We start from the raw sequence: 12,569 nt of genomic DNA on the forward strand, positions 1-12,569 counted from the left end.
ACGCGATCCCGGCCCGTTCAGGACAGGTGGGTTCAGATCACTTCAAAGCGATCGGTCGCCGCGTCATATTGCTCGAGCGTGCCTTCCCCGATGTCATGACGCAGCCCGTGCAGCGTCATGCGGTCGGCATCAAGCGCCTCGCGCACGAAGGGGAAAGTCATCAGGTTCTCGAGGCTGATCTTCACCGCTTCGCGTTCCATTGCCAGAACCTGTTCCTCGGCGGGCAGCTCGGTCACGCGCTCATAGCCCGGGCGCAGAAGGTTCAGCCAGGTGCCGACGAAAGAGCTCTTTTCTTCCAGCTCCGGCGCATGGCCCGAGCACATCGCATGGCAGCCGGCAACGCCACCGCAATTCGAATGCCCAAGCACGATCAGATGCGCGACCTTGAGGCTCGTCACCGCGTATTCAACCGCGGCCGAGGTGCCGTGGTGATCGCCATCGGGGGTGAATTCCGGCACGAGGTTCGCGATGTTGCGGTGAATGAAGAACTCTCCCTGATCCGCGCCGAACATCGAGGTGACATGCACGCGCGAGTCACAACAGGCGATGATCATCGAGCGCGGGCGCTGCCCTTCCTCGGCAAGGCGGCGATACCAGGCGCGGTTCTCGGCATAGGAGGTGGCATGCCACCCCTGATAGCGGCTCACCAGATAGCTCGGCAGCGGTTTCACATGGTCTCTCATCGGTTCTTGGATCTCCGTTTCATGCTCCCGCAGCGTCACATAGCGTGCAGCATGCGCATTTTCGAGACGTTTCGAGAAGATTTTCCGCATCGCTCAACCGAATCTTGAGACGTCGACGCGAGAGTGCCCCTCGGTGAGAGTGATCAGACGAAAGGGGTGCGGGGATGGCACAGGTTTCAAGGTTGCGCTGCGACGAGGCAATGGCGCTCGATCCGGCGCGGCTCGTCGTGCTTTACGCAGAGCTTGGACAGGACGGGGCAGAGCGGGTGATATCAGCGGCGATGGAGGATCTCGCGGGCCTTCTCACCACACTTGAGGACACCGCGAAGATCGCTCATCGCGCACGGCTTCGCGCGACCATCGCAGAGATCTGCGAACTGGCAGAGCAGGTCGGGCTGACCTCGATGGTCCGCGCAGCGCGCCACCTCGCGCAATGCGTCGAGCAGGACGATCCGGTCGCGCAATCGGCGGTCATGGCGCGTCTGGGCCGGATTGCCGAACGGTCGCTGACCGAGGTCTGGGATCTGGGCGATCTGAGTTCGTGACCGGGCCTGTCTGATCGGGCCTTGCGGGCGCGCGCGGGGGCGCTAGGCTTGGGCGCGAACAGCCCAAGGAGCCGCGATGTCCGCCGAATTCTTCTTCCTCTCCGATCGTCCCGCGATGCGTTTCGCCCAAAGCGGTGAGGAATCGCGCCCGCTCATCCCGGTCGCGCCCGACGGGTTGGAGGCGGCGCTTGGCGAGCTGCCCCCGGCACAGGCGGCTTTCGTGACGGCGCAGGGCTTCAAGGCGGGGGCCGGTCAGGTGATCTTGTTGCCCGGTGCGGAAGGCGTCGAGGGGGCGCTTGTGGGGCTCGGCGCAGCCGTCAAACGTGCTCGAGAACGCTTCGCCCTTGCGCGCGCGACAGAGGCCTTGCCCGAAGGCGCGTGGGAATTCACCGGCGCTTGGCCGAAGGAGATGGCGGAAGAAGCCGCGCTCGGCTGGCTGTTCGCGGGCTATCGCTTTGCTCGCTATGCAGAAAGCGCGCCGCCGAAGGCGCGGCTTGTCTGCCCGGAGGGACTCGACGCGGCGCGGCTCGAGGCGATCGCCGAGGGCGAGGCCTTCACCCGCGATCTGATCAACACGCCCGCCTCCGATATGGGGCCGGATGAGCTGGAGGGGGCCGCGCGCCTTCTGGCCGAACGGCACGGTGCGACGGTGAAGGTCGTCAAAGGCGACGACCTGCTCGCGCAGAACTTCCCGATGATCCACGCGGTCGGGCGCGCCTCGCCGCGTGCGCCGCGGCTGATCGAGCTGAACTGGGGCGGCGAAGGCCCGGCGCTGACGCTGGTCGGCAAGGGGGTCTGTTTCGACACCGGCGGGCTGAACCTCAAACCCGGCGCCTCGATGGGGCTGATGAAAAAGGACATGGGTGGCTCGGCCACGGTGCTGGGGCTTGCGCATATGATCATGGCGACGGGCGCGGCGTTGCGGCTGCGCGTGCTGATCCCGGCGGTGGAGAACTCGGTCGGCGGCGACAGTTTCCGCCCCGGCGATATCCTGACCAGCCGCAAGGGGCTGACGGTCGAGATCAACAACACCGATGCCGAAGGGCGGTTGGTGCTGGCCGACGCGCTGGCCTATGCCGATGAAACCCCGGCCGATCTGATGATCTGCATGGCGACGCTGACCGGCGCGGCGCGGGTGGCGCTGGGGCCGGATGTCCCGCCCTTCTATACCGACGATGACACGCTGGCCGAGGCGCTGGCGACGGCCTCGCGAACGGTGGCCGATCCGCTCTGGCGGATGCCGTTCTGGGAACCCTATGAGGCGAAGATCGAGCCCGGCATCGCCGATCTCGACAACGCACCTTCGGGCGGCATGGCCGGTTCGATCACCGCCGCACTATTCCTGCGCCGTTTCGTGACAGAGACCCCGCGTTTCGCCCATTTCGACATCTACGGCTGGCAGCCTGCAAATGCCCCAGCCCGACCCAAAGGCGGGGTCGGCCAGGGCGCGCGGGCGATCTTCGCCGCCCTGCCGGAGGTGCTGAAATGAGCGATCGCCGCCGCCTGCCCTTTTCCGGTGAGGTCGCGCTGGAGACCCTGCGCGGCCAGCTAAAGGCCGCGCGTTTCACCAATGGCGCACCCGCGCGAGTGATTGCCCCCGTCACCGACCTCTGCCCCGATCCGGGCGGCTTGCGCGATCGGCAGGTCTTGTTCGGTGCCGAGGTCACGATGATCGACCGGCGCGGGGAGCATACTTTCGTGCAAGCCACATGGGACGGCTATTGCGGCTGGGTCGCGGATGCAGCCCTTGGCGCGCCGGTGGGCGCAACCCATGTGGTCAGCGCGCCGGCAACGCATCTCTACCGCGAGGCCTCTATCAAGCGCGGCGAGGTGATGGCGCTCTCGATGGGCGCGCGGTTGGCGGTCACTGGCGAAGAGCGCATGTTCGCTGTGACCCCCGAGGGCTATGTGCCGCGCCAACATCTGCGCCCGCTCGATGCCCCCGAGAGCGATCCCGTCGCCGTTGCCGAGAGGCTTCTGGGCACGCCCTACCTGTGGGGCGGCAACAGCCGCACCGGCATCGACTGTTCGGGGCTTGCGCAGATGGGATATGCGCTCTGCGGCCGATCCGTGCCGGGAGACACCGACATGCAATGGGCCGAGCTGGGAGAGGTTTTGCCCGAGGGAACGCCGGTCCAACGGGGCGACCTGCTGTTCTGGAAAGGGCACATCGCGCTCGTCTGCGATGCCGAGACGATGATCCATGCGAACGGCCACACGATGAGCGTGGCCTATGAGGGGATCGAGGCCGGCAAGGCCCGGATCGCGGCCGCGGGCGACGGGGCCTATCTCGGGGTGAAGCGGGTGACGCGGTAGGCTCTTTTGGCATGGGGCGACAAGCCCCGGGCCGCGCCCGACCCTCCCCCCGGGAGGGCGCATTGGTGATGTCAGTGCGCGCACAAGCGACCTTCGGGCTTTTGAGATAAAGCACCAAGCCACAACCGGATCAAAGCGCCCAACCAAGGATCGGGCGCGTCCCTCGCGCTCAAACGAAAAACGCCCGGCCTTCCGACCGGGCGTTTCCAAATCTCTCAAGGCCGAAGCTCAGCCTTTTTTCAGGCAGCGCTTGCCCAGCGTCTCAGCGATCTGCACCGCGTTCAGCGCCGCACCCTTGCGCAGGTTGTCGGAGACGCACCACAGGTTGATGCCGTTCTCGATCGTCGAGTCCTGACGGATCCGCGAGATATAGGTCGCGAATTCGCCCACGCATTCGACCGGGGTGACGTAGCCACCCGGCTCGCGCTTGTCGACGACCATGATGCCCGGCGCCTCGCGCAGGATGTCGCGCGCTTCGTCCTCGTCGAGGAATTCCTCGAACTCGATGTTGATCGCTTCCGAGTGGCCCACGAAGACCGGCACGCGCACGCAGGTCGCGGTCAGCTTGATCGCCGGGTCGACGATCTTCTTGGTCTCGGCGACCATCTTCCATTCTTCCTTGGTCGAACCATCGTCGAGGAAGACATCGATATGCGGGATCACGTTGAAGGCGATCTGCTTGGGGTAGACCTTCGGCTCCACTTCCTGGCCCGGCACATACATGCCCTTGGTCTGGTTCCAGAGCTCGTCGATCGCTTCCTTGCCCGAGCCGGAGACCGACTGGTAGGTCGAAACCACGACGCGCTTGATCTTCGCGCGGTCATGCAGCGGCTTGAGCGCCACGACCATCTGCGCGGTCGAGCAGTTCGGGTTCGCGATGATGTTCTTGTTCTTGTAGTTGTCGACCGCCTCGGGGTTCACCTCCGGCACGACCAGCGGGATCTCCGGGTCGTAGCGGTAGAGCGACGAGTTGTCGATCACCACGCAGCCCTGCGCGGCCGCGCTCGGGGCGTATTTCTTCGTGGCGTCCGAACCGATCGCGAAGAGCGCGATGTCATAGCCCGAGAAGTCGAACCCCTCGATGTCCTTGGTAGTCAGGGTCTTGTCGCCAAAGCTGACCTCGGTGCCGAGCGACCGGCGCGAGGCGAGCGCGGCGATCTCATCGACCGGGAACTGGCGCTCAGCCAGAATGTTCAGCATTTCGCGGCCCACATTACCCGTGGCGCCCGCAACGACGACTTTATAGCCCATCTAGGACCTCCTTGCTCCAAAAGAACGCGGCTTCCTACCGCTTTGCTTGAGGAAATGAAAGGGATTCGTCGCAGATCAGTTCCGAATGATGCGCGGATCACGTTCCGTCAACCGCGCGACCATTTCGGCCTCGGCGGCGAAATCATGGGGGACCTTGTCGGCGGTGCGCCGCCCCGAGAGCGAGAGCGAGGCGAAGAAATCGAACCCGTAGAGGTCGAGCCGCGCAAGGCCCGAGCGCGCCAGCATGTCGATCAGCATCGCGCCGGTGGTGGGCTGCGCGCCGAGCCGGGCCTTCAGCGCCTCGTATTCGCTCAACGGGTGCAGGTAGAACCCGGGGCTGGAGGCGGTCTCCCAATCGAGCCGTTTGCGCTTGTGGCTCATCCAGAGAATGCGGCCCGGATTGATGCGCGCACGTTCGGCCTGCGGCAATGAGGTCGCGAGTGCCAACCAGTCGGTGCGCGTCCCGTGGCTCGCCGCCGAGGGCATCGGTGCGCGATTGATCCGGATCACCACGTCATGCGCGTCGATTTCGGCCCCCGCCTTCCCCTCGGCCAGCGCGCGCGCATTGCCCACCAGCGCGACCGATTTGCCGGATAGCTCGCGCAGCAATGCCTCTTGCGAGACCGAAAGCGCGGCCAACGGCGCCTCGCGGCGCAGGGTGCGATTGATGAAAAATCCGAGCCGGGTCATGGGCAGGTTCTAGCGCAACCCGTCCCCACTGTCGCGGGCGAAAACGTAGAAGGCCAGCCCGATCACCACCGGCGCGAGGAAGAAGGCAAAAAGCATCCCATAGGCCACCGGCGCGGTATGGCCTGCCGAGGCCGCGTCAAAGACGGGCCGCGAGGCAAACTGCATCGCGGCCACGCCCGTGATCGAGAACATGTTGTGCAGCGTCACGCCCCGCCCCGTCAGATGCGGTGGGTAAAAAGTGCGCCCATGCGCCATGATCACCGGGAAAGAGGCGCCGAAAAACCCGATTGCTGCCAGAAACGCGGTCGCCAGCCACAGCGACTGCCCCGGCATCAGCCACAGCCCCGTCAGCGCCAGCGCCAGCACCGCATTGCCGTAAAGCGCTACGCGCTTGTGGCTGCCAAAGATCTTGTCGGCCGGGCCATAGGCGAAATTGCCCGCGATCATCGCAAGCCCCATCACCAGCGTCACCTTGCCGATCAGATGCGCGTCCGCCCCGAAGACATCCGCGAGATAGGGCCCTGCCCAGACTCCGCGAATACCGGCGGCGGCGGTGTAATTCGCGACCGTCAGCGGCAACAGCACCCAGAAGCCCGGCAGGCGCAGCACGTCAAGCGCGGTGCCGCGGCGGCCTGCGGGTTGTTCGACCCGCTCGGGATCGCGCGCGAAAATCAGGATGAGCGCTGCGACCGCCAGCGTGATCGCGGCCAGCGCCCAGAGTGAGGGCCGCCAGCCAAATGCCTCGATCGCGGCGGCCAGCGGCGCGGCCCCAGCAAGGTTACCCAGGCTCCCCGCCCCGATCATCGAGGCCGCGAGCGTGCCGAAGAGCACTGGCGCAAAGGCCCGCGCGAAGATGAAATAGCTGCCCACCAGCACCGGCGCGCAGCCTGCCCCGATCAGGATCATCGCCAGATGGATGCCCATCGGCCCCTGCGCCATCGCGAAAACGGCAGCCCCTCCGCCGCCGCCAAGACCCAGAAGCACGCCGACCGTCCGGCGCGGCCCGATCCGGTCCAGCGCCTCGCCGATCGGGATCTGGATCAGTGCGAACGCCCCGTACCAGAGCCCCAGCGACACCGCGAGATCGCCCGCCGTCACCCCGATCTCGTGGTTCAGAACCGGGGTCAGCACCGCGAGGCATGTGCGGTAGAACTGGCTGAGAAGATAGGCCCCCACGAGGCAGGCGATCGAGACGTACATGAAGGCTCCGAAATAGTGCGCGCCACGCTCGCCGAAGCACGCGGGGAGTGCAAGGGGGGTGGGCGCTTCGTAACGGTCAATCGCGACGGTCAATCACCATGGGCCATCTCGACACGGCCGCGTGACCGGACGACCTCTTGAACTCGCACGCGGATAGGATCAGACTCTGGCTTGGGGACGCGAAAGGCTTAAGGAGCGCCAAGATGGAACTGACCCGGCTGATGCTGCGCCTCTACTTCGGAGAAGCGATGCTGGGCCCGGGCAAGGCGCGGCTGCTCGAAGAAATCGCCCGCGAGGGCTCGATCTCGGCGGCCGGTCGCGCGATGGGAATGAGCTACAAGCGCGCCTGGTCCCTCGTCGAGGTGATGAACGCGAATTTTCGTGCCCCCCTGGTGGAAAGCTCGCGCGGGGGTGCCAAAGGTGGCGGCGCGTCACTGACCCCTGAGGGCGAGGCGGTGCTGGCTGCCTATCGCCGTCTCGAGGAAAAGACCCGTGCAGCAGGGGCGGAAGAAATCAAGCTGATCGGCGACATGATCGCGCCGTGAGGCGCTGTCCCGGGCGCGAGTTGCGCGAGAAAAATGGAGCTTCCTCCGAACCGGCAACCCTGTGGCCTGCCACGTGGCTGAGTTGAGAGAGGCCGTCCAGACATCCACCCGTTTTCCCAGTTCCACCGCCCGGATCTTCACACGGCGGGGTCGTCATCTGGAACGCGCGATGCCGTGCGATCAGCCCGAGCGCTACGCTATTATTTCGACGGCAATTCCCGCGTCGCGACCTGCGGCCATCCACTGTGCGGCACCTGGATCATGCTCTACCCCTTTTTCCAGCTCGGCGTCCGTTCGACCTCAGCCTCGCTGACGCTATCCCGCACGTGGGACGCCGCTCTTCAAGGCGGATGGCGCGCTGGTAGGATGTGTTTCGACAGATCGGAGGCCGAGGTCGCGGGCGGAGCACCAAAGATCTCAGACCGCTGTGAGATGTTTTACCCGTTCTCAATTATGACGCTGGCGCAGGGCGACTAGCCAGGGGCCACGGTCGACCTTCCCCCCACAAAACAAAAGCGCGGGGGAAATCCCCCGCGCCCGTCTCATGAACCGTGATGCGCCTCAGGCGTCGACGGTCTCGACCTGCTTGGTCTCGGCCTTGCTCGGCCCGGCGATCTCGATCCGGCGGGGCTTGAGCGCCTCGGGAACCTCGCGCACGAGATCAAGGTGGAGCATCCCATCTTCATGGGTGGCGCCCGTCACCTTCACATGATCGGCCAGCGCGAAGCGGCGCTCGAAGGCGCGGGTTGCGATGCCGCGATGGAGGTAGGTGCGGTCGGTCGTGTCCTCGGCCTTGCGCCCGGTCACGATAAGCGCGCCGTCTTTCAGTTCGACGGCCAACTCGTCCGAGCAGAACCCGGCGACGGCGATCGAGATGCGATAGGCATTCTCGTCGGTCTTCTCGATGTTGTAGGGCGGATAGGTCGGCTGCGCGAGGTCGGTGGAGAGTGCGCGGTCCATCAGGTCAGCCACGCGATCGAAACCGACAGTGGCGCGGTAAAGGGGCGAAAGATCAAAGCTTCGCATGGTGTCATCCTCTCTTGAGCGATGTCTATGGTAACCCGCCCCTGTCGCGGGGCCGGGCAGTTGAAGCGCCGGAACCCTCATCAGGCATCCCGACACAACGGAATTTGGGTGTGGAAAAACGGCGTTTCAAGAGGGGCGCGCTGGCGCATGAAACCCGTTCAGGGGCGCAGGAATTTCGCGCCGCTGGCGCTGCCGCCCGACAGTACGCGCGTGCCGCTGCCCGTCTGCCCGACACTGCGGATGCTCGGGGCGGGGGCCTGCGCCTGCGGGCTTGTCCCTTCGATCACGCCGCGCCCGGAGCGCAGCGCCGATTTGAGCGTCTCGACGATGGCCGGCAGCTCCATCCCGTAGGCCCTCACCTCGCCATCCTTGCGCGAGCCCGCGGAAACGAGCGAGACGACACGCGCACGCTCTCCCGCAGCCACGCCCGAGCGATCGAAGACCGGCGCGCCCGAAGAGCCATGGTTCACATCGCAATCGAAGCCCACCAGCCCCTCGCCGCGCCCGAAGACGGAACAACTCTTCTGCCAGGACAGCATGTCCGCGCGACCCCGCGCATAAGAGACGACCGAGACCTGCGTGCCTTTGGGCCCGACGGTGCCGACCCGGAAGGGCGCGGCGACCGAACTGGGGATTGGGCGCGCGAGTTGCAGCAGCGCCACGTCATGGCGCACCGTCTCGGCGGAAATCGGGACGAAAGGCGCGTAATCGGGATCGGCCACCATGCGCGCGACCGGCTGGGCGGCGATTTCCATATCGCCGGTCTGACCGGCGAGGAAACGGATTTCCGAGGGCGGGCGCGCGGCGTTGCGCGAGCGATCGAAGATGCAGTGACCCGCCGTCAGAACCAGATCGGGCGCGATCAGAACGCCGGTGCAAAAACCGCCTTCTCCGATTGCGACCTTGCCCACGGCTTCCCAACCGAACAGATCGGCGCGTTGCGACAGCCGGTCGAGCGAACTTTCCGCCTGCGCCGCCGAGCCCAGAAGCCCGACAAAAAGAACACCCGCGATGAGGCCCGTGATCCGCATCCTCGCCTCCTCAGTTCGGCCGCACGAATTTTGCCCCGCCCGCGCGGATTTCCTGCGCGCCGCGCGGCGTATCGCGCGCCTCGATCTCCTGACGCAGATCGGCGACGCCACTCACCAGCGATCCGATGGAGACCGGCTCCTTGCCCAGTTCCGCCTTGGCCGAGACGATCGAGACGATGCGCGGCGTGCCATCGGCAAAGCTGAAGACCGGCGCGCCCGACGCCCCGTAATCGACCGAGCAGCTCATGATGACGGTGGCGTTCTCGCGCGCGATGACCGCGCAGGCCTTTTGCAGCGAGGGCGCTTCGGAACGCCCCTTCGCGTAGGAAAGAACTCCCACCTGCTCGCCGCTATAGGGGGCTGCGTCGGAGAGCGCGAAGGGCTGAAGCTGCGGCAACCGGATCGGCTGGGCGAGTTTGACCAGCGCAAGATCGAAGGAAGAGCGCTTCATCCCCTGCGGTCCCTCATAGCGATAGGAGGGATGCGCCATGGCGCGCGAGACCTTGCGATAGGCTTCGGCCCGGCCATTGCGCCAGCCCGCACGAAACTCCATGTCGCGCGCGTCGATCATCGCGCCCGTGCGCCGATCAAACAGGCAATGCGCTGCCGTCAGCACGAGATCGGCGGCAATCAGCGTGCCCGTGCAGAAGCTGCCCTGCCCCAGATCGAGTCGCCCGACCGCCTCCCAGCCGCGCGTCTGATCGCCGGTCTCCAACTGCGTAAGCGGCGCGCCGACATCTTCGGCCAGCGCCGGCACGGCGAAAAGCAGCGAGATCAGCAGGGCAAGCGCGCGCATCAGGGCTCCGATAGAAAAGGGGCGTCACGGTTTTCGTAACGCCCCGATACGGCCAGATTGTGGCGCAGATCAGCTTTGTGCAAGAGCGGGCGGCTTCGGCCCGCCCGTGGCCCAGTCCAGCAACTCGACCGTATGGACGACCGGCACGTCGGTGCCGCCCCCGATCTGGACCATGCAGCCGATATTGCCCGCCGCGATCACCTCTGGTTGCTTGGCCTCGAGCGTCGCTACCTTGCGACGTTTCAGCTCCTCCGAGATCTCGGGTTGCAGCAGGTTGTAGGTACCGGCCGAGCCACAGCACAGATGGCTGTCGGCGGGCTCGACCACCTCGTAGCCCGCACGCTTCAACAGATCCTTCGGGGCAGATTTCACCTGCTGTCCATGCTGCAGCGAACAGGCGGCGTGATAGGCGACGCGCATCCCGCCCTTGCCTTCGGGCAGGCCGATCTTCACGAGGAATTCCGAGATATCGCAGGCCAGCCCCGCGACCTTCGCGGCGTCCTCGGCCAGCGGATCGTTACGGAACATATGCCCGTAATCCTTCACCGTCGTGCCGCAACCCGAAGTGTTGATGATCACCGCATCCAGATCGCCCTCGCCTAGGTAAGCGCGGATATTGCGCGCCGCCTGCGAGTGGCTCTCGTCTTCCCGGCCCATATGATGCGAGAGCGCCCCGCAGCACCCAAGGTTCTTCGGGATCACTACCTCGCAACCCAACCGCCGCAGCAGCCGGATCGTGGCATCGTTGATATCGGTGTTGAGCGCGCGCTGCGCGCAGCCGATCTGCAGCGCGACGCGGTATTTCTTCTCTCCGATCGGCGCGAAAACCTGCGGATCGTCATTGCGGCTGACCGGCGGGATGGTCTTGGGTGCCATCGACACCATCGCGCGCAGCCGCTTATCGGGCAGCAGACCCGCAAAGGGCTTCGCCAGCTTCGCCCCGCCCATCGCCAGACGAAAGCGCCCCGGATAGGGAACGATCTTGGCCAGCGTCCAGCGCAGCAACCGATCCATCATCGGCCGTTTGTAAGTCTTCTCGACATGGGCGCGCGCATGATCGATCAGGTGCATGTAATGTACCCCCGACGGGCAGGTCGTCATGCAGGCCAGACAGCTCAGGCAGCGGTCGATATGCTTGACCGTCTTCTCATCCGCCGGGCGCCCGCTTTCGAGCATGTCCTTGATCAGGTAGATCCGCCCGCGCGGGCTGTCGAGCTCGTCGCCCAGCACCTGATACGAGGGGCAGGTCGCGGTACAAAATCCGCAATGCACACAGGCCCGCAGGATCTCGTTGGCGCGCGCGACGCCGGGATCTTCCAGCTGTTCGGGCGTGAAATTCGTCTGCATGTCAGCCCATCCTTCCGGGGTTCAGAATACCGCGCGGGTCGAATTGCGCCCGAAGCGCGGTCGTGAGCGTGGCGATCGGCGCGGGTTCGGGTTCGAAGGTGACGCCCGCCGCTCCGCGCATGCAGGTCGCATGGCCCGAATAGGGCGCTGCCAGAGCGCGCGCCTCGGCCCCCTCGGGCAATAGCGCCCAGATCAACCCGCCGCCCCAATCAAGGAGCACCTCCCCGCCCAGACGTGCCACAATCTCCGAGGCCTCCGAGGGTTTGACCGAAAAGCGCCAAAGATCGCCCGGTTTGCCGACGAACGGCTCCAGATCGCGCAGGCTGGCCCAAATCGCGGCCGATCCCTCTTCCTCGATCCGAACCGGGCCGAATTTCTCCAGAAGCTTGCGAAGCTCACCCGCGCGATAGGCGACCGACTCGGCCAGCCCCTCGACTCGCACCACCGCGCCGACATCCGGCACCCAGCCCGCGCCGGAAACATCGAAGGGCGAACCCAGCGCCGCCGCCAGCGCCACAGTCGCGGCCCCTGCCGGAAGGTCGATCACGACGGTCGCCTGCGCGGGCGCTGCGGGCAGCAGCTTGAAGGCCACCTCGCTCATCACGCCCAGCGTGCCCCAGCTCCCGGCCATCAGCTTGACCAGATCGTATCCAGTGACGTTCTTCATCACCCGTCCACCGTTCTTCACCACCTGACCGCGCCCGTCGACGAACCGCACCCCGATGAGGCTGTCGCGACAGGCCCCGGCCTGCACCCGGCGTGGGCCCGAGACATTCGCCGCAACGACGCCGCCCACCGTGCTCACGCCCGGAGCCCCCAGAACCGGCCCCCAATTCGCGGGCTCAAACGGCAGACGCTGGCCCTCCGCCGCAATCGCCGCCTCGACCTCGGCCAGAGGCGTCCCGGCCCCGACCACCAGCGTCAGCGCGCCCGGCTCGTAAAGCGTGATCCCCGTGATCCCGACTTCCAAAGGCTCGCCCAGACAGCGCCCCACCGGCCGCGTGCCCCCTCCGCGCACGGCCAGCGCGCCACCCGCATCGCGGACGGCCTCGGCCAGCTGCGCTTCGCTTTCAACTCTCATGAAATCTGCCTTCCTCTTGGCAAAAATATCCCGGGGGCTCGCGACAGCGAGCGGGGCA

Annotated in this window: 13 protein-coding genes; 4 read left to right on the forward strand and 9 right to left on the reverse strand. The window is 66.1% G+C overall.

The window, feature by feature from the left end:
- Nucleotides 1-32 precede the first annotated feature (32 nt).
- Nucleotides 33-683: a carbonic anhydrase gene (locus BMI90_RS12780; protein WP_078529972.1), complete on the reverse strand. Its 651-nt coding sequence runs from the start codon at nt 681-683 to the stop codon at nt 33-35.
- A gap of 164 nt (nt 684-847) precedes the next feature.
- Here BMI90_RS12780 and BMI90_RS12785 point away from each other — a divergent pair, with 164 nt between their 5' ends.
- The 3 genes from BMI90_RS12785 (at nt 848) to BMI90_RS12795 (ending at nt 3,544) form a co-directional block, all read left to right on the forward strand.
- The gene (locus tag BMI90_RS12785; protein WP_078574418.1) at nt 848-1,228 is read left to right on the forward strand and encodes a hypothetical protein; all 381 of its coding nucleotides are present in this window, start codon (nt 848-850) and stop codon (nt 1,226-1,228) included.
- A gap of 76 nt (nt 1,229-1,304) precedes the next feature.
- Nucleotides 1,305-2,717 (forward strand): leucyl aminopeptidase family protein, encoded by a 1,413-nt coding sequence (locus BMI90_RS12790; protein ID WP_078529876.1) that lies wholly within the window; start codon nt 1,305-1,307, stop codon nt 2,715-2,717.
- Nucleotides 2,714-3,544, forward strand: a complete 831-nt coding sequence (locus BMI90_RS12795; RefSeq protein ID WP_078529877.1) for an NlpC/P60 family protein — start codon at nt 2,714-2,716, stop codon at nt 3,542-3,544. The genes BMI90_RS12790 and BMI90_RS12795 overlap by 4 nt, the downstream gene beginning before the upstream one ends.
- A gap of 228 nt (nt 3,545-3,772) precedes the next feature.
- Here BMI90_RS12795 and BMI90_RS12800 read toward each other — a convergent pair whose 3' ends face one another.
- The 3 genes from BMI90_RS12800 to BMI90_RS12810 form a co-directional block, all read right to left on the reverse strand.
- Nucleotides 3,773-4,795, reverse strand: a complete 1,023-nt coding sequence (locus BMI90_RS12800) for an aspartate-semialdehyde dehydrogenase (RefSeq protein WP_078529878.1) — start codon at nt 4,793-4,795, stop codon at nt 3,773-3,775.
- A gap of 75 nt (nt 4,796-4,870) precedes the next feature.
- A complete protein-coding gene (locus BMI90_RS12805) occupies nt 4,871-5,485 on the reverse strand; it encodes a glycosyltransferase family 29 protein (RefSeq protein ID WP_078529879.1) in 615 nt (204 codons plus the stop codon).
- Between the two features lie 9 nt (nt 5,486-5,494).
- The gene (locus tag BMI90_RS12810; protein ID WP_078529880.1) at nt 5,495-6,685 is read right to left on the reverse strand and encodes an MFS transporter; all 1,191 of its coding nucleotides are present in this window, start codon (nt 6,683-6,685) and stop codon (nt 5,495-5,497) included.
- 203 nt (nt 6,686-6,888) lie between these two features.
- On the opposite strand from BMI90_RS12810, the gene BMI90_RS12815 reads away from it, so the two are divergent.
- On the forward strand, nt 6,889-7,230 hold the full coding sequence (locus BMI90_RS12815; RefSeq protein ID WP_078529881.1) for a LysR family transcriptional regulator: 342 nt from the start codon (nt 6,889-6,891) through the stop codon (nt 7,228-7,230).
- A gap of 561 nt (nt 7,231-7,791) precedes the next feature.
- On the opposite strand, the gene BMI90_RS12825 is transcribed toward BMI90_RS12815, so the two are convergent.
- The 5 genes from BMI90_RS12825 to BMI90_RS12845 form a co-directional block, all read right to left on the reverse strand.
- Nucleotides 7,792-8,256, reverse strand: a complete 465-nt coding sequence (locus BMI90_RS12825; protein ID WP_078529883.1) for an Hsp20 family protein — start codon at nt 8,254-8,256, stop codon at nt 7,792-7,794.
- Nucleotides 8,257-8,414: 158 nt separating this feature from the next.
- Nucleotides 8,415-9,287 (reverse strand): trypsin-like peptidase domain-containing protein, encoded by an 873-nt coding sequence (locus BMI90_RS12830; RefSeq protein WP_146671285.1) that lies wholly within the window; start codon nt 9,285-9,287, stop codon nt 8,415-8,417.
- Between the two features lie 10 nt (nt 9,288-9,297).
- Nucleotides 9,298-10,083, reverse strand: coding sequence for a trypsin-like serine protease (locus tag BMI90_RS12835; protein WP_078529884.1), 786 nt, complete (start codon nt 10,081-10,083; stop codon nt 9,298-9,300).
- 69 nt (nt 10,084-10,152) lie between these two features.
- Nucleotides 10,153-11,430 (reverse strand): glycolate oxidase subunit GlcF, encoded by a 1,278-nt coding sequence (glcF, locus tag BMI90_RS12840; RefSeq protein ID WP_078529885.1) that lies wholly within the window; start codon nt 11,428-11,430, stop codon nt 10,153-10,155.
- 1 nt (nt 11,431) lies between these two features.
- Nucleotides 11,432-12,511 carry an FAD-binding protein gene (locus BMI90_RS12845; protein ID WP_078529886.1) on the reverse strand — a complete coding sequence of 360 codons (1,080 nt, stop codon included), beginning with the start codon at nt 12,509-12,511 and terminating at the stop codon, nt 11,432-11,434.
- Nucleotides 12,512-12,569 lie beyond the last annotated feature (58 nt).

Source organism: Thioclava sp. L04-15 (assembly GCF_002020275.1).
Lineage (GTDB): Bacteria > Pseudomonadota > Alphaproteobacteria > Rhodobacterales > Rhodobacteraceae > Thioclava > Thioclava marina.